Below are 22,100 nucleotides of genomic sequence, written 5' to 3' on the forward strand. Positions count from 1 at the left end.
TGGGAATTATATCCATCCATTACCCATGGACATGCTATCTATATCTTAGAAAAAGAACTTCAGACTGATCTGTTTTCTTTAAAAGATTACATAGAAGAGAATAGGATCAGCATTGCAACAATTCCGCCGGTATTGTTAATAAAAGAATATATCCTGCCATTAGAAAAACTTGTAGTAGCAGGAGACGTTACCAATCCGCAGGTAATGGCAGCATATAAAGAATATGGAGTAGATCTGATCAACGCTTATGGGCCGACAGAAACTACGGTATGTGCCACATTGCATCATTATAACGAAGATGAAAATCCCGTAAATATCGGAGGTCCGATTGGAAATATGACGGCTTACGTATTGGATAAATATCAACGTATTGTTCCTGTAGGAGCCATAGGAGAATTATACATAGGCGGAGCAGGAGTTGCCAGAGGATACCTGAACAGACCCGGTCTTACCGAAGAACGCTTTATCATCAATCCTTTCCAGAGGGAAGAACAGAAAGGAAAAGGAGAGAACGGACGTTTGTACAGAACCGGAGATTTAGTTCGCTGGTTGTCCAATGGCGGACTGGAGTACATCGGAAGAAATGACTTCCAGGTGAAAATCCGTGGATATAGAATAGAGCTGGGTGAGATTGAAAATAAATTGCTGGGCTACTCCGGAGTTAGTCAGGCAGCTGTTTTAGGCAAAAAAAATAAAGCCGGGTTACAATATCTTGTAGGGTACTATGTTTCTGAAACTGAAATAGATTCTTCTTTACTGTCAGAATACCTTTCAGAATCGTTACCTGAATATATGGTTCCGGGGGTATTCGTTCACTTAACCTCTTTACCGTTAACTATCAATGGTAAACTGGATAAAAAAGCTTTACCAGAAGCAGAGTTCACCGGAAGTAAAAATTATACAATACCTGAAACAGAACTTGAAAGACAGCTGGTTATAATCTACAGTGAAGTGCTGGGCATCAGCCCTGAAACCATCAGTATTCATGATGATTTCTTCAGATTAGGAGGAAACAGCATCATGGCTGTTAAACTAATCGGTAAAATCAGACAGAATCTGGATGTGCAGGTCAATGTAGGAATGGTGTTTAATCATAAAACCGTGGCCTCGCTCTCCAATGCTTTATCTCTTGAAAATCATAACGAAAATCAGATAAATATTGTTCCGGGCAAAGTTAATTCCCCTGAAGAACAACGGCTATCCTTTGCTCAGGAAAGACTTTGGTTTATAGAATCCTATGAAGGCGGAAGCAGTGCTTATAACATTCCGATCATTACAAGAATAGATGATAGTGTCCAGCTGAACCTTCTTGAGGAATCATTGAGAAGGGTGATAATGCGGCACGATGTACTTCGTTCAAAGATCTATACCACTGAGAATGGAGTAGGATATCAGTTGGTTACCGACCTTGTTCCTAACATTAAAACTTCGAAAATAAGCAATGAGAGACAACTGGAAAAGGCAATCAACAGATGTGTGAATAAAGTTTTCAGTCTGGATAAGGAGATTCCTGTAGAAATCAATATTTTCAAACTTGCAGGACACGCTTATCTGTCTATTGTTGTTCACCATATTGCCTTTGACGGATGGTCTGTAGATGTTTTCTTAAAAGAAACGGCCTCTGTTTATTATGCTCTTGCTGAAGGAAAAGAACCAGAACTTTCCCCTGTAAAAGTTCAGTATAAAGACTTTGCACTGTGGCAGCGTGAGTATCTTTCAGGAGAAAGGCTTGAAAATCAGATTACTTATTGGAAAAATAAACTGGAAGACTTCCATAATCTTGAATTACCTTCAGATTTCAAAAGACCAAATCAGATATCCTATGAAGGAGAAAACCTGTATTTCAACCTGAGTGCAGAGCAGGGACAAAAGCTCAGAGCCCTTTCCCAAAAGTTAGGAGTAAGTCTGTACAGTGTAATGCTTGGAGGCTATTATCTGATGCTGTCTGCCTATTCCGGTCAGGATGATATTGTGGTAGGAAGCCCCATTGCTAACCGGCACCATGCAGGCCTTGAGGAAATCATTGGATTCTTTGTCAATACATTAGCTTTAAGAGAAAAAGTAGATCCAGCACAGAATATCAGCGATTTTATTCTTCAGGTATCAAAATCAATAAATGAGGCTCAGTCTCATCAGGATCTTCCGTTTGAAAAACTGGTGGATGAATTGGGAGTAGAGCAGGATACTTCCAGACACCCGGTTTTCCAGGTGATGTTTGGGATTCAAAGTGTGGATGGAGACGTTAAAGCAGCTAAAAATAAGGCCCTATTTCATCCTTTTGCAGGAGAAGTAGACTATAAAGCAGCGAAATTTGATCTCACCACAATGATTGATGATGACGGAGAACACATCCGAATCATGTTCAATTATGCAAAAGCTTTGTTTAAAGAAGAAACCATTATGCGAATGGCTGGTTCTTATCAGCTTCTTTTGGATCAGATCATAGAAACCAATCCGGATAATACGCCAATCCGTAATCTTTCACTGATTTCGGAAGAGGAAACTCAGCAGATTATATTAGATTGGAATGCCACTCAGGAAGATTATCAGTCAGAAATAACCATTCACAAGCTATTTGAAAATCAGGCTGAAAAAAATCCTGATACCATTGCTTTGGTATACAATGATGTCAGACTTTCATATCGTGAGCTTAATGAGAGATCGAACCGCTTAGCGAATTATCTGATCCGTCAGTATCAGCTTCAGCCAGATGATCTGGTACCATTATGCCTTGAAAGATCTGAGAATATGATGATTGCGATCCTTGCCGTATTAAAGGCCGGTGCTGCTTACGTACCAATGGATCCGTCATATCCTGCAGACAGAATAGGACATATTCTGGAAGATACCCACGCAAAGCTGGTTATTGCTGAGGAAAATACCATAGAGAAGCTACAGAATATAGACGTCATTTCACTGGATGAAGCTATCTTTAAAGAAACCCTTGAAACGGAATTAACTGATAACCCTGTTACCAAAGTTCACTCAGGGAAGCTTGCTTACGTCATTTACACCAGCGGAACGACAGGACTTCCTAAAGGAGTAATGATTGAACACAAAGGAGTAATCAACCTCATCAGATCAATGATAAAGGCACACCGGCTTGAAGAGTATCAGGAAGTAGGCTGCTATTCCAATTATGTATTTGATGCTTTTGTTTATGAAGCGTTCCCGTCTTTATGTAACGGAAATACCCTATGGTTATACAGCAATGAACTTAGAACTTCAGTGAGTGAGCTTAATGATTATATTAAAACCAATGCCATAGAAGTTTCCTTTATTCCACCTGTCTTATTGAGAGAAATTGTGGAAAATGGAACCTGCTTGCAACTCATCTTCGCAGGAGGAGAAAGTTTCCCTGCTTTGGATAAAAATATTGAAAACATTACCCTTATCAATGAATATGGCCCCACAGAAGGAACTGTTTGTGTCACGCTTCATGAGTACAAAGAAGATAGAAATCCATTGAATATTGGCGGAGCTATTGCCAATACAACCTTATATGTTCTTGATGCTCAATATCGTCCGGTTCCCGCAGGAGCTGTAGGAGAGTTGTTTATAGGTGGAGCAGGTATTGCCAGAGGATATCTGAACAGACCTGAGCTTACAGAGGAACGTTTTATGGTAAACCCATTCCAGACCTCAGAACAGCAGGAAAAAAATGAAAACAGCCGTTTATACAGAACCGGCGACCTAGTTCGCTGGCTGCCTAACGGAGAATTGGAATACAGAGGAAGAAATGACTTCCAGGTGAAGATCCGTGGTCATAGAATTGAGCTGGGTGAGATTGAGAATACTTTACTTCAAATTGAAGGGATACGGCAGACAGCCGTTTTAGCAAGAGAAAATAAATCGGGCTTAAAATACCTGGCCGCTTACTACGTTTCCGATTCGCCGATTGAAGCCAGCATGCTTTCTGAATTTGTATCAGAATCTCTGCCGGAATATATGGTGCCAGGCGCTTTTGTTTACCTGACTGAGCTTCCGCTTACTATTAATGGGAAATTAGACAGAAGAGCATTGCCGGAACCTGATTTTACAGGAGGTAAAGACTATGTGGCTGCTGAAACAGAACTTCAGGCCACACTTTGTCAGATCTATGGAGATATACTTGGACTTGATCCTGATACGATCAGTATTCATGATGATTTCTTCAGGTTGGGGGGTGATAGTATTATCAGTATTCAGCTGGTAGGAAAGATCCGTCAGCAATTAGAAGTAAGAGTAAGCGTAAAAGAAGTCTTTACTGCCCGGACAGTGGCTTCATTATCCCAACTTATAAAAGATAAAAAAGATGGTAGTGAAGCTCATATTCTTACCGAGCAGGGAATCATTACCGGAGAAGTTCCGCTTCTTCCGGTACAGGAATGGTTCTTTGAACAAAAAGAATCCGGCTATCTCGCAGAATTCAATCACTGGAATCAGGCATTTATAATCAATGTTCCGGAGCTTGATAAGGTTCTTTTTGAACAGGCTTTAGAAATGTTACTGACGAAGCATGATGCCTTCAGACTGGGGTATACCGGACAGACTCAGGAATATAAACCAGGGAAAAATTCCCCTGACATCAATTATCTTGACGCTTCTGACCTGAAACCGGAAGAACTTGCCAATATATTCACAGGCTGGCAAACCCGTTTTGATATTGAAAACGGATCTCTGTATCAGATTGGATATATCAATGGCTATCAGGATGGAAGTGCAAGAATATTCTTTGCATTCCACCACCTTATTATTGATGCAGTAAGCTGGAGAATTCTTACCGAAGACCTGAAAAATATCTATCAGACCCTTGAAAAAGGAGAAAATTATCAGATTCAGAAAGGAAGCAGCTATCGTCAATGGGTACAAGCCATCAGAAATTATAAAAAAGAGAATCCGGAATCCAGAGAGCAGGAAACCTTATATTGGAATCATATTGCTGACACTGTTGAGGAAAGTAATTCTACATTATCTAAACTTATTACCAGAGAATATCATCATGGTCATCTTCAGCTGGATAAAGAATCCACGGGAACCCTGATTCGTGGTGTACATCATGTATATCACACTCAGATCAACGATTTGCTTTTATCCGCTTTATCACAGGCCCTTACGGAAATTACCGGAGATGAACGCCATGCTATTCTATTGGAAGGTCACGGGCGTGAAGAAGTATTCAGCCAGCTGGACATCACTGAAACGATGGGTTGGTTTACCACCATGTATCCGGTACAGCTGCAAACAGGAAAATCATCAAAAGACACGGTTGTCCTTACCAAAGAATCTCTTAGAAGCATTCCGAATAATGGAATCGGCTATGGCAGCCTGGTAGGATATACAATTCGGGAATTACCGAAGATCAGCTTCAACTACCTGGGGCAGCTTGACAAAGAGGATGTATCCGGTGAAAAAACATGGTTTATCGCAGCAGAAGATACCGGAGCGGGAGTGGGAGCTTCCAACCGTGACAGTCATTTTGTAAGCATTAACGGGGCCGTGGTTGACGGGCAGCTTAGATTCGGAATCTCAGGATATCTTTCTGATGAAAAGATTACCCTTTTAGCCCAAAGTTTTAAACTGAATCTGGAAGCTGTTGTTAAGGCGCTTTCAGAGGAAAATAGAAGCTATCTTACTGTATCTGATGTAGAATATGTAGTGGAAAATACCCAGCTTTCGGCCATTCAGGATAAAGGAGAGATAGAAGGAGTATACCTTGCGAACAGCTTACAGGAAGGATTCGTATATCATGCCCTTAATCAGGGAGAAACGGATGATGCCTACAGAGTACAGCTGATGTGGGAATATCGTGCTAAAATAAATACAGACAAACTTAGAAACTCGTGGAGTTTGATTCAGACTCAATATCCAGCCTTGAGAGTCAGGTTCGATTGGAATGGAGAGATTTTACAGATCATAGACAAAGAAGGAAAATTAGACTGGAGATATCAGGATATCAGCGCCCTGTCTGAAGAAGCACAGGAAAAACTGATTAAAGAAATTTCTCATAATGATCGTTTTGAAGGATATGACCTTACCAAAGGAAATTTATTCAGAGTTTACCTTTTCAAACGAAATGAGGAATATTATAGCTGTCTGTTCAGTAATCACCATGCAATACTGGATGGCTGGAGTATGCCTGTTATGATGAATGCTGTTCATGAAGCTTATCTGAGCCAGCTTAATAATGAAGAATATGTACTGTCAATAGATTATGCATATGCAGCCAGCCAGAAATATTTACAGGCCAACAAAAAAGCAGGGCGCAGCTTCTGGGATAAGTATATGACGCTGCTTGAAGATCAGGAAGATCTGAAAAGTCTTGTAAAAGAAGAACAAAGACACATTGACTTAGGAACTTACCGTCAGATAAGAGACCAGCAAAAAGTAACTCTATTAATAAAAGATGAGAGATACCATCATCTGAAACATTTTACAAAAGCTCATGGATTAACGGTGAATGCAGTATTGCAGTACTTATGGCACAGCCAGTTAAAACTGTACAGCGGATTGCAGACAACAGTAGTAGGAACCACTGTTTCAGGAAGAAGCTTACCTGTTGATGGGATAGAAACATCAGCCGGGTTGTATATCAATACCCTGCCGTTAATTGTTAATCATACAGAGGGTCGTATCATAGATCGTATCATGGAAATTCAGAACAGGATCAGTGATCTGAATACCCACAGTGATATCAATCTTGCGGAACTTCATCATGACGGACGCCGTATTTTCAGTAGTCTATTTGTGTATGAAAACTATCCGGTTCCCAAAGGAGAAGGAAGCAATGAACTTGGCTTTGTATTCAGGGATTCAGTAGAAAAACTGGATTATCCGTTAAGTATAATGGCTTCAGAACAGGGAGAAAGTGTACTGCTGAAACTGAATTATGAAGGAGTTCTTTTTGAAAACAAAACCATGAGACAGCTTATGGAAGGGATGGAAATTATCCTGAATCAGATTCTTGATAACCCGGAAATGAATTCTGATGCACTTTCCTACATCTCAGAAAGCCAATGGCAGCAGATATCTGAGTGGAATGATACCCAACTGGACTATCCGTCAGCGAAAACAATCCACAGTATATTTGAAGATCAGGTGCTGAAAACTCCTGATAATATTGCCTTAGTATATGAAGACATAAAACTTTCATATCGTGAATTGAATGAACGTGCCAACCAATTGTCAAATTACCTTATCAGAGTCTATGGCATTCAGCCGGATGATTTGGTGCCTTTATGTCTGGAACGTTCAGAAAATATGCTGACCGGAATTCTTGCCGTATTGAAGGCCGGAGCAGCTTATGTTCCAATGGATACTTCTTATCCGGCAGAGAGAATAGAATACATCCTGTCAGATACCAAAGCTAAAATTGTATTGGCTCAGGAAAGTACAGCTGTGAAATTACAGAATATGAATGTAGATGTTATTTCTTTAAATAATACTTCATTCAGGCAAGCCATTGAAAAAGAAAATACAGCTGATCCGGTTACAGAAGTTGCTCCTGATAACCTTGCCTATGTCATCTATACCAGTGGAACCACAGGACTTCCAAAAGGAGTAATGGTAGAACATACAAGTGTGGTAAACCGTATCGCCTGGATGAATGATACTTATCCTTTAGTGCCGGCAGATAACATCTTGCAGAAAACCCCTTACACATTTGATGTGTCCGTCTGGGAGTTATTCTGGGCTCATTTCTATGGTGCATGTATCGTATTTGCACGTCCGGAAGGACATAAAGATCCGGAATATTTAGCCGATATCATTCAAAAAGCTAATGTCAGCATTTTACACTTTGTACCTTCCATGTTGAGTGCTTTCGAAGAAGCATTAGACTCCAAAGAAGGCCTGCAGCACATGGTAAAAAGCCTGAGGTATATATTCTGCAGTGGAGAAGCTTTAACATTAAAACAGGTTCAGGATGCCCGAAGATTAATGAACCATGCAGAAATTCACAACCTTTACGGGCCGACTGAGGCTACCGTGGATGTTTTGTACTATGACTGTAATGCTCCGGATATTCAGAATGTATTGATTGGGCGGCCAATTGCCAATACAACAGTTTATGTACTGGATAAATCCTTACATCCGGTTCCTATTGGCGGTGTAGGAGAACTATATATCGGCGGTGTTGGAGTTGCAAGAGGATATTTAAACAGACCGGACTTGACGGAAGAACGCTTCATTGCGAATCCATTCCAGACAGATCAGGAGAAAAACCAAGATTATAACGGAACCCTATATAAAACAGGAGATGTAGTAAGATGCGTATCCGGTGGAAATATAGAATATCTGGGCAGAAATGACTTTCAGGTAAAAGTTCGTGGGTTCCGTATCGAGCTTGGAGAAATTGAAAATGCTCTGGTAAAACATGCTGAGATCCGCCAGGTAGCAGTATTGGCCAAAGAAAATAAGGCTGGAATAAAATATCTTGTAGCGTATTATGTTGCTGACAAAGAATTGGATGAAGGGATACTTTCAGAATTTCTGTCCGAAACATTACCTGAATATATGGTGCCGAATATTTTTGTTCACCTGCAAGTATTACCCGTTACCCTTAATGGAAAGCTGGACAGAAAACAGCTGCCGGAACCGGAAGTAAAAACAAATCGTGAATATATAGCATCAACAAATGTACTGCAGGAAAAGCTCTGTTTAATTTATGGTGAAGTACTGGGGATTAACCCTGAAAGCATCAGTATTCATGATGACTTCTTCAGACTGGGCGGAAACAGTATCATGGCTATAAAGCTTATCAGTAACATCAGGCTGACATTGAATATGCAGGCTACCGTTGCTATGATATTCAATCATAAAACCGTTGCATCTTTATCTGGAGCTTTGTCAGGAAATACCTTAGAGGATCAGATAACCATACCTCCTTCAAAAGCAGATAACCCGGAAGAGCAGAGACTGTCATTTGCTCAGGAAAGGCTTTGGTTTATAGAATCCTATGAAGGCGGAAGCAGTGCTTATAATATTCCAATGACGGTTACTCTGAGTATAAAAACTGATATTCCGGCCTTATGCAAAGCTTTGGAAACAGTAATACAGCGCCACGAAATACTTCGTACATTCATTCTGACCACAGAAAACGGGGTGGGTTATCAGGTAGTTACCGATCTTCTTCCGGAAATCAGAACTATAGAAGCGGGAAGCAGAGAAGAACTGGAGGAGCTGGTAAACAAAAGCGCTCATAAAATATTCCAGCTGGAAGAAGAGATTCCTGTTGCAATCAATATTTTCACCTTAGAAAAAATCAGTTATCTGTCAGTAGTTATTCATCACATTGCTTTTGATGGCTGGTCTACAGATATATTCCTGAAAGAAGTGGCAGACACCTATCATGCTATTGCCGCAGGTCAGCAGCCGGAGCTTCCTGAATTAAAAATCCAGTACAAGGATTTTGCATTATGGCAGCGAAACTACCTTACAGGAGAACGTCTTGATAATCAGATCGGTTATTGGAAAACAAAGCTTGATGACTATCAGAGCTTAAATCTTCCTGTAGATTTCCATAGGCCGGCTGAAATTTCCTATGAAGGAGATACCATCAGATTTAATATCCCTGAAGAAACAGCATCAGGACTTAAAGCAATTTCTAAAAATCTTGGAGTAAGCTTGTACAATGTAATGCTGAGTGGCTATTATCTCACCCTTTCTATCTACTCAGGCCAGGAAGATATTATAGTAGGAAGCCCTATTGCCAATCGTCATTATGCAGGCCTTGAAAACCTTATCGGATTCTTTGTGAATACATTGGCACTAAGAGAAAAAATTGATCCTAAACAAGAGATCAGAGACTTTATTCTGCAGGTGTCAAAATCAGTCACAGATGCCCAGGCACATCAGGATCTTCCGTTTGAAAAACTGGTAGAGGAACTAGGGGTAGAGCAGGACACTTCAAGGCATCCAGTGTTTCAGGTAATGTTTGGCCTTCAAACCAGCAATGGTGGAGATCCTGCAAATCAGGAAGAAGAGACTATTTTCCATCCTTTTGATGGTGATGTAGACTATCAGGCAGCGAAATTCGATCTTACAACCATGATTAATGAAAATCCTGAGGAAATTCACATGACCTTCAACTATGCAACGTCTTTATTTAAAAAAGAGACCATAAACCGTATAGCAGACACCTATCAATATCTGCTGGGTCAGATTGTGCAGGTTGGAAAAACCAATAATGAGTTGAAAATAGGAGAGATATCCCTTCTGTCTGAAACAGAAAACAAACAGATAACAGAAATATGGAATGATACCCGGAAAGCTTATCAGGATAAAAAGACTATTCATCAGCAATTTGAATCTCAGGTTGCCATAACACCTGATGCCATAGCTCTGGTATATCAGAATGTGAAATTATCCTATAGAGAATTGAATGAAAGAGCCAATCAGCTGTCAAATTACCTGATCAAAGAATATCAGCTTCAGCCTGATGATTTGGTGCCGTTATGCCTTGAACGTTCTGAAGAGATATTGGTGGCAATCCTTGCCGTATTAAAGGCCGGAGCAGCGTATGTTCCAATGGATCCCTCATATCCTGCGGAAAGAATCAACCATATTATAAAAGATACGGGGGCTCAGGTTATCATTATTCAGGAAGAAGTAAGAGACAAATTCAGCGGAATTTCTTTGGGACTGAACCTGGTTTCATTGAATGATAGAGGATTAATAAAGGAGCTGGCAACAGCAGAGACTCATAACCCCGCTACCCGGGTATCTTCAGACCATTTAGCCTATGTGATCTATACCAGCGGAACAACAGGGCTTCCAAAAGGTGTAATGATTGAGCATAAAGGAGTGATAAATCTTATTGATGCAATGACAGATGCTCACCAGCTTAGAAAATATCAGAATGTAGGAGTATACTCCAATTATGTATTTGATGCCTTTGTATATGAGACATTCCCGTCTTTATGCAATGGAAACACCCTTTGGCTATACAGCAATGAGCTTAGAACCTCAGTAAATGAGCTTAATGAATATATTAAAAACCATACTATAGAAGTTTCTTTTATTCCGCCAGTGTTGTTGAAGGAAGTTATAGATAATGGAACAGGTTTAAAACTGATCCATGCCGGAGGAGAAAGCTTCCCGGCCTTGGATAAAAATATTGAGAATGTTACCCTTATCAATGAATATGGGCCGACAGAAGGAACTGTATGCAGTACGCTTCATCATTACAAAGAAGATAAAAACCCATTGAATATTGGTAGAGCAATAGCTAATACAACATTATATGTGCTTGATAACCAACATCGTCCTGTTCCGGCAGGTGCCGTAGGAGAGCTGTATGTTGGGGGCGCAGGAATTGCCAGAGGTTATCTGAACAGACCTGAGCTTACTGATGAACGTTTTATGGTAAACCAATTTCAGACAGCAGACCAAAAGGAAAGAGGAGAAAACAGCCGTTTATACAGAACAGGAGACCTGGTTCGCAGATTAGCCAGCGGAGACCTGGAATATATGGGAAGAAATGACTTCCAGGTGAAGATCCGAGGCCATAGAATTGAGCTGGGCGAGATTGAAAATACCCTGCTTCAGTATGAAGACATTCGCCAGACTGCCGTTTTGGTGAAAGAAGGTAAAGGAAATATAAAATACCTCGTGGGATACTATGTTTCCGACCCCGTAATTGATCCGCACCAATTGTCAGAATTCTTGCTGAAATCATTGCCGGAATATATGGTGCCGAATGTTTTCGTTCATTTAGCAGCCTTACCGTTAACGATTAATGGCAAACTGGATAGAAAACAACTTCCAGAACCTGAATTTACAGGAATATCAGAATATGCTGCTCCGGAAAATGAATTTCAGAGACAGCTGGCAGCGATCTATGGTGAAGTTTTAGGTCTTGATCCGGAATCTATCGGTATCCATGATGATTTCTTCAGATTAGGAGGAAACAGTATTATGGCTATAAAGCTGATCAGCAAAATACAGATGGTATTGGACGTTAAAGTGAAGATTGTAGATATTTTCAAAGAAAAAACCATCAGTAAACTAACTGCCCTTATTGGGAAATATGGCAAAGAATACAGAGCAGTATCCATTCTGAATGCAGTCAATAACAATCCGAATATATTCCTTATTCACCCGGGGAATGGAGGAAGTGAAGTCTATCAACCCCTGGCGGAACAGCTGAAAACCAACTATAACTGCTATGGTGTAGATTCTTACAACCTGTATCATGAAGAAAAAATTGATAATTTGAATCAGCTTGCAGGGTATTATCTGAGCCATATTGAGCAAATACAGGAACAAACTCAGCAGGAAGAGTATATTTTACTGGGATGGTCTCTGGGAGGAAACATCGCTTTAGAAATGGCATCTCAGCTGGAAAAAAGAGGCTGTAAAAAGATCAAAGTGTATCTGTTGGATACCATTTTTTATGCTTCAGATCAGCAGTTGGTCAATTTCCTTTCATTTCCTTCAGATGAAGAATTGAGCAACGAGCTAGAAGTTTCCGTAGATCACAGCCGTTTTGTAGCGACTAAGAGTTTTATGTCAGCAGAATTTACCATTGCCGGACAGCCAATCTCTGATAACCTAAGATTTACAAAAGTGGTTTTACTAAAAGCCATGCTGGGTGGAGAGGGATTTGATGAATCGTTTAACAACTATGTGAAGGACTGTACATACAATAATGTAGACTCAATCATAGAAAATCAAAACCAGATATCTGTATATCCCATCGAAGCCGCTCACCAGTTTATGTTGGAAAAAGAAGAACAGATCATTGATATTATTAATAAAACCGGCTTCATGTAAAAATAGAAAAGGAAAACCTATGAACAGAATAGCATCATCAAAACCACAGATATTTTTACTGCACTATGCAGGCGGCGACAGAAATTCCTTTCGCCCGTTAATAGAAAACCTGCAATCTCATTTTCAGGTAGAAACCCCGGAGCTTCCGGGAAGAGGTAATCGGATGTCAGAATCTTTTTTAAAAAATAAAGAAGAAGCCGTAGCAGATCTATTGAAACAGATAAAAAGTACCCGGCAGAAAGACGTCCCTTACTTGATCTACGGTCACAGTATGGGTGCAATCCTAGGATTTGAAATCTGTCATGCGCTGGAAAAGTGTGATGACGCCCCAAGATATTTTGTGCCTACAGGCTATCCGGGCCCGGGAATAAAAACCCCGACTTCCATTGCGGAACTTCCGAGAGCAGAATTTTTCGCTGAAGTAAGAAAGCTCGGAGGCCTTTCAGATGAGGTGATGGAGTATGAAGAATTGCTGGATTTTTTTGAACCCATGCTTAGAGCAGATTTTGGCTTATTGGAAAACAAAAATAACCAAACTCCCGATATAAAAATACAGACTCCGGTATACGCCGTGATGGGAAAAAATGAAAAATATGCACTCAATATAAGAAACTGGGCAAACTATACCAGTGCAGGATGTGAATGTCAGATTGTCAACGGAAACCATTTCTTTATCAATCAGAATTTCAGTTACCTTTCGCAGGTGATCAGGAACCTTATGAATGCCGCAGCGGCCAAATGATCAAATAGAAAATTCACCCTTAAGCAAAAATTTTATTTATGCCTGGAAAAAAAGAACATACGTTAACCTTTATCTATATTACAGTCCTGATAGATATTATAGGAATAGGAATTATTGGCCCTGTATTACCAACCCTGATCACAAAGCTGTCAAATGCAGATAATATAAGTATTACTGCACAATATATCGGATGGTTTATTTCCGTATATGCGCTCATGCAGTTTTTATTTGCTCCTGTTTTGGGAGGTTTAAGCGACAGATATGGGCGAAGGCCGGTGCTTTTATGCTCATTGTTGGGACTTGGAATAGATTATCTCATTCTTGCATTGGCTCCCGATATTGCATGGCTGTTTGTGGGAAGAGTGATCAACGGAATTATGGGATCCAGTATGACAACCGCCGCCGCATATATTTCAGATGTCAGTACTCCTGAGAAAAGAGGACAGTATTTTGGCATTATGAGTGCCGTTGCCGGGGTGGGCATGATCATTGGGCCCGTTATTGGAGGTGTCCTTGGACAATATGGAGAACGATTTCCTTTCTATGCCGCCGCCGGATTGAGCTTACTTAATCTTGTATATGGATTTTTTGTACTCCCCGAATCGCTGTCAAAAAATAACCGCCGCCCATTTTCCTGGAAAACAGCCAATCCCATTGGGATCATGAAAAGCCTGAACAAAGAAATATTGGCTCCTGCATTTATTATCGCCTTCATCCTTATTGCTTTGGCTGGGCACTCTGTACAAAGTTCCTGGAGCGTATATGTGATGGATAAATTTAACTGGAAAGAAGATATGATAGGGTATTCAATGGGGTTTCTAGGGCTGTTGATGGTCATTTTCCAGGGAGGATTGATCGGTTTTTTTATTAATAAATTAGGACAGAAAAAATCAGTGATCATTTTCCTGGTGTTCTTTTGTATAAGTATGCTTCTGTTCGGAATTGCCAATAAAGGATGGATGATGTTTGTCGTCATAGCAATTTATGCCTTGGGAGGAATGGCATCTCCTATACTTCAGGCCATGATTTCCTCAAAAGTCCCAGATAATAAACAAGGTCTGCTGCAGGGAGGACTCACCAGTGTACTTAGCTTAACCTCTATTTTCGGACCATTGCTGATGACTTGGGTATTTGCTTATTTCACCTCTTCTCAGGCGCCGGTTCTCTTCAGTGGAGCACCCTTTATTTTAGGAGCTGTTTTAGCGGTCATTGGAAGTTTTTGCATATATCTGGCCATGAGAAAAGATAATTAACATTGTGTTTGTAAAATTATGAAGCAGCATTATTTAGCAATCATTGACCACTGAAATGGGTTTAGGATCGATCTGCACCTTTTATTTTGTAAGAATAAAAAAACGGATTGTAAGAACGACTCAATATATTGATAATCATATGGATTTGGATTTGTCTCTGGAGGAAACCCTTCAGAGAATCTCAGTGTCTCAAATTCAAGGTTTATTCCATGGGTGGATGACTTCGAGCAATGCTGATTTTTTTGTTTTTATAGATAAATGGGAATATCCTTTCCTTACGAAATCTGTTGTTCCAACTTCAAAGAACATCCTGAAGTAAAAATAATCGTTGATTTCTGTATTCGATTCATTAATTTCCCATTCGGTAGCAAAAGAATACCTTTCGGTAACAAATTTTTTACAGGAAGGCATTTCTCATACTATTTTTGATCCAGAAAACAATAAAAATGAAAACGCAAGCACAAAACATACTGCTTCTTATTTTCCTGTTCGCTTCCATAATGGGATATTCACAGGTAAAAATATCAGGAAAAGTATCCTTTAAAAACAAAGGCATAGGTGAAGTAAACGTCACCCTGAAAGATACCTATGACGGGTCAACCACAGACGCTCAGGGTAATTTTACATTTGAAACTTCAGAAAAAGGAGCTCATAAAATCACTTTTACCCATCCCAAATATCAGGATGTAGAAAGGGAGGTGTCTATTGAAAATCAGGATATCTCTTTGAATATCGATCTTAAAGAACAGATCAGTGAGATTGATGCAGTAGTCGTTTCTGCAGGATCCATTGAAGCAAGTGATAAGAAAAGAGCAACAGCACTGCTTACTCCAATAGATATTTACACTACAGCTGGTGCCGACGGACAGATTTCTTCCGCATTGACCTATCTTCCGGGAGTACAGAAAGTGGGAGGAACTGAAGGTCTTTTTATCAGAGGGGGTACAGGAACAGAATCTAAAATTTTTATGGACGGAAGCCTTATCAATAATTATTTTTCTAATTCTGTTCCGGGAATTGCAGGAAGAGATCAGTTTAATACCTCTCTTTTCAAAGGAAATATATTTTCAAGCGGAGGATATTCCGCACTGTACGGACAGGCTCTTTCGGGAGCTTTGATGCTGGAAAGTGTTGATCTTCCGGATGAAACATCCTATAATTTTGGGATTTCCCCTATTTTTCTGAGTGCCGGATTTCAAAAGCTGGGAGATAACAAAAACTATTCCTACGGTGCTACAGCAGGATATTCCCTTTTAAGCCTTATGCAGAAAGTCTTTAATTTTAATACAGATTTCGTTGAAGCGCCACAGGGTTTTAACGGAGATCTTAATTTCAGATTTAAAACAAAATCAGGAGGCTTTTTAAAATACTACGGGATGTTCAACTCCAATAAAATGGGGGTAAGATCAGAAAGTCTTGAACCGGGATATGATTTCAGTCTGGTAAAGCTTAATGGTAAAAATACTTTTCATAATCTCTCTTTTAAACAGAAATTTGGAAAATATCTTTTGAATGTAGGCGGTTCTTATTCTTACAACAGATCTGATCTTCATTTTTCTACAGAAACCAATGATGTTGAATCCAACAGGAATCAGCTTCTTACAGATGGAAATTATTTGAATTTCAAAGCAGTTCTTGAAAGAAAGATCAATAGAATCAGCGCGGTAAGAGGCGGATTTGAGTTGAATAATACGGATGAAAACCTGAGCTTTGAAGCGGTGCAGAAACATTATAAAGATTTGATTTCTTCCGTTTTTCTTGAAACAGATCTGGGATTCAGCAATGCATTATCTGCGAAAATAGGAGTGAGGGCAGAGCACTCTTCTTTTTTAGGAAAGAATAATATTGCCCCCCGTTTTGCGATTGCTTACCGTCTGGCAAAAGACTGGACCACTTCTTTGGCGTATGGTCTTTTTTATCAGAATCCGGAAAGTAAATATATCAATGGCCCTGCAAATCTTGGTTTTCAGAAGTCTCAGCATTATATTTTTCAGGTTCAGAGAGCTTCGGAAGGAAGAACATTACGCTTTGAAGCATTTTATAAAAAATATGATCAGCTGATTAAAACATTTAATGTTAATCAGGATAAAGAGCAAAATCAGCAGACTCAAAGTGCAGTAAACAACAATGGATATGGCTATGCAAAAGGAGTGGAGTTTTTCTGGAGAGACAATAAAAAAACATTTGAAAATATTGATTACTGGATCAGCTACTCATACCTGGATTCCAAAAGGGATTTCCTTAATTATCCGGTCAGCCTGCAGCCAAGTTTTGCCGCTGAACACACCCTTTCTGCAGTGGCAAAAAGATTTATTCCGGAATGGAAACTTGGAGTAAACTTATCGTATACCTATGCCAAAGGACGTCCTTATTATGATATTGCCTCTACGTTTGAGAATGGGAAAGCAATTAATTATACCAGAAATGAAGGAAGGTTAAAAGATTATAATGCGTTGAATTTCAGTATTAATTATCTGCCCAATATCGGTAAAAAAGATGCGAAAGCTTTTCCGGTGTTTGTATTGAGTGTAAGCAATATTTTAGGATCAAAGAATGTATACGGATATAATTTCTCTGCAGACGGATCCAGAAGTTCTGCAATCGTCCCGCCAGTCAATACTTTTGTGTTTATTGGAGCATTTATAAGTTTCGGAGTCGATAAAACAGATGATGCGATCAATAATAATTTATAAAAAACATACCTTAGGGCAAACAAATAAACTAACTTTTAAAATTTGATATCATGAAAAAATACCTTTTAAGCTTCGCTTTAGCTTTTGTAAGTTTAACAGCTTTCGCACAGGCAGATTACGACAAAATAATGACTGAAAAAATCGGAAGAATTGAAGCCTGTAAAACATCAGAAGATTTCCAGACCCTGGCCAATGATTTCCAGAGAATAGGAAGTAAAGAAAGCACAAAATGGCTTCCGGCGTACTATTCGGCATTTTCTTATATCCAGAAAGGAAGAACCTTGATGAGAGACGGGAAAATGCAGGAACTGGATGCTATTGCAGATCAGGCCGAGAAACAGTTGTCAATGGCACAGAACCTTGCGGGAGCAGATAATGCAGAGATTCACTTGCTGAGAAAAATGTCCTATTCCCTGAGAATGATGGTAAATCCTGCACAGCGTTATATGACAGACGGGGCCAGAGCTGCTGAGGAACTTAATATTGCAGAAAAATTAGACCCTGCAAATCCAAGAATTGCTCTTATCAAAGCAGAAGATGTTTATTTTACTCCTGAGCAGTACGGAGGGAGCAAAACCAAAGGACTGGAAATGTTCAAAGATGCACAGGCAAAATTTAAGACCTACAAACCTAAAACAGGGTTAGATCCTAATTGGGGAAGAGCAGAAGCTGATTATTTTCTAAGCCTTCCGGCAGAAAAAGCGAAATAATACATTCTTTGCTTTACTTATAAATTAACCTTCATTCGTGAAGGTTTTTTTATACCGTTCAGGGAAGAAAATCAGCCCTTCGGTAAGAATTAATTTTTGATACCTTTAATAAAAACTAATTTTGAGTCAAGAAAACAGATCATGAAGCGTAAATACTTTAAAATATTACTTTGGACGTCATTAGGAACCACCTTGTTTTTCTTTTTGTTTTTTAATGATGAAAAGACTTTGAGTTCTTTTCTGATCACGCTGCTTCTTTCAGCCATGTATTCTTTTGTACTGGGATTTGGAAACGGATTTATCAATGAATTTCTTAACAGAAAATTTCCATGGTCGGAAGCCACCCGGACGAGAGCTGTTTTAAGTATTATTTCCATCATCATCGGGAACTTTATTCTGGTCTATTTCTGTAATTATATGAACTATGTGGTGATTCAGAAAACGGCAACCATAGAAGAGTTTTTCTCTTCAAAGTACGGAGTAACCAATTGGTTTATGATCAATATTGCTCTTTTGATCTCTGCTTTTCTTCATGCTAAAAGCTTTATGGAAGAGCTGAAAAAGACATCCAGAAAAGAAGTAGTAGAGCAGAAGCTTATCGCCAAATCAGCAAATGCTCAGTTTGAAAGTTTAAAAAATCAGCTTGATCCTCATTTTCTTTTCAATTCTCTGAATGTTTTAAGTTCACTGATTGATGAAAATCCACGCCAGGCTCAGAAGTTTACTGCTTCAATGTCAAAGATTTACCGTTATGTACTTGAACAGAAAGATAAAGAGCTTGTAACGGTGGAAGATGAAATAGAATTCGCCAGAACCTATTGTGATCTTTTGAAAACAAGATTTGAAGACAGTGTAGATTTTACTTTTGATGTTGCCCGGGAAGATTACCAGAAATATGTTGTTCCGCTTTCTCTACAGCTGCTGCTGGAAAACTGTATCAAACATAATTTCGCTACATCATCAAAACCTTTGGTGATAAGAATTTTTTCAGCGGGAAATATACTTTGTATTGAAAATAATTTACAGGTAAGAGAGCAGATCAAAGAAAGTTCGGGAATTGGTCTTTCAAATATTGTACAGCGCTATTCATTGCTTACTGATCGGAATGTCTTCATAGAAAAGTCAGAAGATCATTTTAAAGTAAAACTTCCGATGCTTTTGGATAAACCGCAAGTTTCCAGTGTGAAACCTGAAGATGATTCTGCTGCGTATAAGCGTGCACAGAAACGAGTAAAAGAAATGAAAAGCTTTTATATGAATCTTATTTCTTACTGCACTGTATGCTCCTTTTTAATCTTTATCAATCTTTACACCAGCAGCAGAAATCAATGGTTTTGGTTTCCGGTACTGGGATGGGGAATTGGGGTTGCTTCCCATGCCTTCCAGGTGTTTGGAGTAGGAGATTCATGGCAGGAAAAGAAGATTCGTGAAATTATGAACAAACAAAAAAAATAAAACGATGGAAAGATTTGACGAAAATGATATTGAATACCAACGTGCCAGAAGACAGGTAGAAAGGTTGCGGGGGTTTTACGGACATTTATTCGCTTATATCGCAGTGAATGCCATGATCGTTGTCTATAACTGTATGAACCTGAAACCCGGTGAAAGTTATTTTCAGTTTAAAAACTTTTTTACAGCCACTTTCTGGGGAATAGGACTTGCAGCACACGCTGTTACGGTTTTTTTACCCCGTATTAATTTTATCAGGAAATGGGAAGATCATAAGATTAAAGAACTGATGGATAAGCAGAAAAACCACTAAAGGGATTTCCTTTTTTATTAAAACACTTTTAACTTTAAAACTCATTAAAGATGAATACTTTGTCAACGCTATTCTATATTTCAATGGCTGCCTGGTTTCTCACAGAATTTCTTTACAAAAACATACTGAAATCCGGTAAAGAAGATCAAAAAAACAAAGATAAATCAACCTTGAATATTCTGTGGCTGGCCATTCCTTTTTCTATAATGAGTTCGATATTCATATCTTATAACACTCATTTTACGATTGCCGCCGGAATCTGGATTCTTTATCTGGGAGAACTCCTCATCCTTACCGGAATTATTTTCAGATACATGATCATCAGATCTCTGGGAAAGTACTTTACCGTAGATGTTACCATCAGACAGGATCATAAAATCAAAAAAGAAGGGTTTTATAAATATCTGAGACATCCTTCTTATGCTTTTTCTCTGCTGACCTCTCTTGGTCTTGGTTTGTATTTGAATAACTGGTTGTCTTTAATCTTTGCTTTTGTACCTCCGTTTTTGGCTTTTGCCTATAGGATTAAAATCGAAGAGCAGGCTTTGGTAGAACAGTTCGGTGATGAGTATCTTGAATATAGAAAAAGCACAAAGAAACTGATTCCGTTTATCTATTAATTACCCGTTTTTACGATTCGGATAGCATAATCTACCATTCGGTAATATAAAATTGATTGGAGCCCTTTTCCTGAGCTACCTTTGATTCAGGAAAAAACAAATTAACCTTTTAAAACAAACATTATGGAAATTTTACCAAATAAAGAGACAATTGCTTACAGAAAAGCATCCAGAAGAGTAAAAGAATTAAAAGAGTTTTATGGAAATCTTACTTCTTATTGTATTGTAATTCCATTTCTGGCAATACTGAATCTTATGACCGCTCCAGGATACTTATGGTTTTTATGGCCGGCGCTGGGCTGGGGAATAGGAATTGCGTTTCATGCAATAAACGTATTCGGAATTGGAAAAAGCTGGGAAGAAAAAAAGATAAAAGAACTGATGGAGAAAGAGGAAAAAGGAAAAATAAAAACATTCTAAACAATAATCATAACTAAAAACTTACACGATCATGGATTACGAAACTGCAGGCACAAGAACGAACAGCATCAGAAAATTTTATAAAAGCATTTTTATATTTGCCATCTTTGCTGTTCTTATCATTCCTGATGATATTTTTGGTGAAAAAATAATTAATTTTCGATTATTTGACAGGTACACTATCCTTGGGATCTGGGGATTTATTATTCTTATTAAAGCCGTAAAACTGTTTCTCTTTGATTCTGAATGGGAAAGAAATATGATTGAAAAAGAACTTGAAAAGGAGAAAAATCCAATAAAATATTAAAATATGCCCGCTTTTATCTAACTTTATTTCCTAAAATCTAAAAACCAAAATTAAAGCTCAATGATCAAAACTGTCATTATAGAAGATGAAAAACCTGCTTCAAGAAAGTTAGAACGTATGTTGAGTAATTTCCCTGAAATTGAGATCGTTGCGAAAATAGAATCAGTAGAAGAAGGTGTTGCCTGGTTTTCTGAAAACGAACATCCGCAGCTGATCTTTTCGGATATTGTTTTAGGTGACGGGCTGTCCTTCGATATCTTTGAAAAAATTCCCACGAAAGGATTCATCATCTATACCACGGCTTTTGATCAGTATACCCTGAAAGCCTTTAAGCTGAACAGCATCGATTACCTTTTAAAACCCATTCTTGATGAAGATCTCGAAGGAGCGGTAGAGAAGTTTAAATCCTTTATTCCTGCCAAGAATACGGATGGTTCCCAGGATATCAAACAGTTGATCAGAAAAGAGAAATCTACGCTGTCCAGAGTTCTGGTTAAAATCGGGTATAACCTTAAAATTATCCAGACTCAGGAAATAAGCTGTTTTTTCAGTGAGAATAAAATCGTTTATCTTCAGACAGAAGACCGTACCTATCCGTCAGACTTTACGCTGGATGAGCTGGAAGACGTATTGGATGAGAAAAAGTTTTTCCGGGTAAACAGACAGTTTATTGTCAGTTCAGATTATATTAAAAATATCCATACATCACCTTACTATAAAGTGGATATGAAGTTTCAGCCTGAAGAAGAGATTACGGTAAGCAGAGACCGCGTCAAAGACTTCAAAGATTGGCTGGTCAGTTGATAAAAAAGGAAGAATTTTAACTTCCTCATCATA

Annotated in this window: 12 protein-coding genes; 11 read left to right on the forward strand and 1 reads right to left on the reverse strand. The window is 38.9% G+C overall.

Features of this window, described 5'->3' with window-relative positions:
• From FW781_RS10520 to FW781_RS10530, 3 genes are all read left to right on the forward strand, one after another.
• The coding region (locus FW781_RS10520) for a non-ribosomal peptide synthetase (protein WP_149387403.1) at positions 1-12,753 on the forward strand (12,753 nt) is incomplete at its 5' end.
• Positions 12,754-12,772: 19 nt separating this feature from the next.
• Positions 12,773-13,495, forward strand: coding sequence for a thioesterase II family protein (locus FW781_RS10525; protein WP_149387404.1), 723 nt, complete (start codon positions 12,773-12,775; stop codon positions 13,493-13,495).
• Between the two features lie 38 nt (positions 13,496-13,533).
• Positions 13,534-14,748 (forward strand): TCR/Tet family MFS transporter, encoded by a 1,215-nt coding sequence (locus FW781_RS10530; RefSeq protein WP_149387405.1) that lies wholly within the window; start codon positions 13,534-13,536, stop codon positions 14,746-14,748.
• A gap of 195 nt (positions 14,749-14,943) precedes the next feature.
• Here the strand turns inward: FW781_RS10530 and FW781_RS10535 are convergent, their stop codons facing one another.
• A complete protein-coding gene (locus tag FW781_RS10535) occupies positions 14,944-15,159 on the reverse strand; it encodes a hypothetical protein (protein WP_149387406.1) in 216 nt (71 codons plus the stop codon).
• 35 nt (positions 15,160-15,194) lie between these two features.
• Between FW781_RS10535 and FW781_RS10540 the strand changes: the two genes are divergently transcribed.
• The 8 genes from FW781_RS10540 to FW781_RS10575 all read left to right on the forward strand — a co-directional run bounded on the left by FW781_RS10540 (position 15,195) and on the right by FW781_RS10575 (position 22,067).
• Positions 15,195-17,441, forward strand: a complete 2,247-nt coding sequence (locus tag FW781_RS10540; protein WP_149387407.1) for a TonB-dependent receptor — start codon at positions 15,195-15,197, stop codon at positions 17,439-17,441.
• 50 nt (positions 17,442-17,491) lie between these two features.
• Positions 17,492-18,151, forward strand: coding sequence for a hypothetical protein (locus FW781_RS10545; RefSeq protein ID WP_149387408.1), 660 nt, complete (start codon positions 17,492-17,494; stop codon positions 18,149-18,151).
• 141 nt (positions 18,152-18,292) lie between these two features.
• Positions 18,293-19,606: a 2TM domain-containing protein gene (locus FW781_RS10550; RefSeq protein ID WP_149387409.1), complete on the forward strand. Its 1,314-nt coding sequence runs from the start codon at positions 18,293-18,295 to the stop codon at positions 19,604-19,606.
• 4 nt (positions 19,607-19,610) lie between these two features.
• Entirely contained in the window at positions 19,611-19,916 is a 306-nt protein-coding gene (locus FW781_RS10555; RefSeq protein WP_149387410.1) for a 2TM domain-containing protein, read from the forward strand.
• A gap of 50 nt (positions 19,917-19,966) precedes the next feature.
• The gene (locus tag FW781_RS10560) at positions 19,967-20,536 is read left to right on the forward strand and encodes a methyltransferase family protein (protein ID WP_149387411.1); all 570 of its coding nucleotides are present in this window, start codon (positions 19,967-19,969) and stop codon (positions 20,534-20,536) included.
• Positions 20,537-20,659: 123 nt separating this feature from the next.
• On the forward strand, positions 20,660-20,956 hold the full coding sequence (locus FW781_RS10565; RefSeq protein WP_149387412.1) for a 2TM domain-containing protein: 297 nt from the start codon (positions 20,660-20,662) through the stop codon (positions 20,954-20,956).
• 31 nt (positions 20,957-20,987) lie between these two features.
• The gene (locus FW781_RS10570; protein WP_149387413.1) at positions 20,988-21,263 is read left to right on the forward strand and encodes a 2TM domain-containing protein; all 276 of its coding nucleotides are present in this window, start codon (positions 20,988-20,990) and stop codon (positions 21,261-21,263) included.
• A 60-nt stretch (positions 21,264-21,323) separates the two neighbouring features.
• Positions 21,324-22,067, forward strand: a complete 744-nt coding sequence (locus FW781_RS10575; RefSeq protein WP_149387414.1) for a LytR/AlgR family response regulator transcription factor — start codon at positions 21,324-21,326, stop codon at positions 22,065-22,067.
• Positions 22,068-22,100: the final 33 nt, after the last annotated feature.

Source organism: Chryseobacterium panacisoli, assembly GCF_008274625.1.
Classification (GTDB): Bacteria; Bacteroidota; Bacteroidia; order Flavobacteriales; family Weeksellaceae; genus Chryseobacterium; species Chryseobacterium panacisoli.

Coding starts and splice junctions, on each gene's coding strand:
- FW781_RS10560 (WP_149387411.1), top strand. CDS start 19,967: ATGAATACTTTGTCAACGCTATTCTATATTTCAATGGCTGCCTGGTTT.
- FW781_RS10550 (WP_149387409.1), top strand. CDS start 18,293: ATGAAGCGTAAATACTTTAAAATATTACTTTGGACGTCATTAGGAACC.
- FW781_RS10530 (WP_149387405.1), top strand. CDS start 13,534: ATGCCTGGAAAAAAAGAACATACGTTAACCTTTATCTATATTACAGTC.
- FW781_RS10535 (WP_149387406.1), bottom strand. CDS start 15,159: ATGCCTTCCTGTAAAAAATTTGTTACCGAAAGGTATTCTTTTGCTACC.
- FW781_RS10565 (WP_149387412.1), top strand. CDS start 20,660: ATGGAAATTTTACCAAATAAAGAGACAATTGCTTACAGAAAAGCATCC.
- FW781_RS10525 (WP_149387404.1), top strand. CDS start 12,773: ATGAACAGAATAGCATCATCAAAACCACAGATATTTTTACTGCACTAT.
- FW781_RS10545 (WP_149387408.1), top strand. CDS start 17,492: ATGAAAAAATACCTTTTAAGCTTCGCTTTAGCTTTTGTAAGTTTAACA.
- FW781_RS10540 (WP_149387407.1), top strand. CDS start 15,195: ATGAAAACGCAAGCACAAAACATACTGCTTCTTATTTTCCTGTTCGCT.
- FW781_RS10570 (WP_149387413.1), top strand. CDS start 20,988: ATGGATTACGAAACTGCAGGCACAAGAACGAACAGCATCAGAAAATTT.
- FW781_RS10555 (WP_149387410.1), top strand. CDS start 19,611: ATGGAAAGATTTGACGAAAATGATATTGAATACCAACGTGCCAGAAGA.
- FW781_RS10575 (WP_149387414.1), top strand. CDS start 21,324: ATGATCAAAACTGTCATTATAGAAGATGAAAAACCTGCTTCAAGAAAG.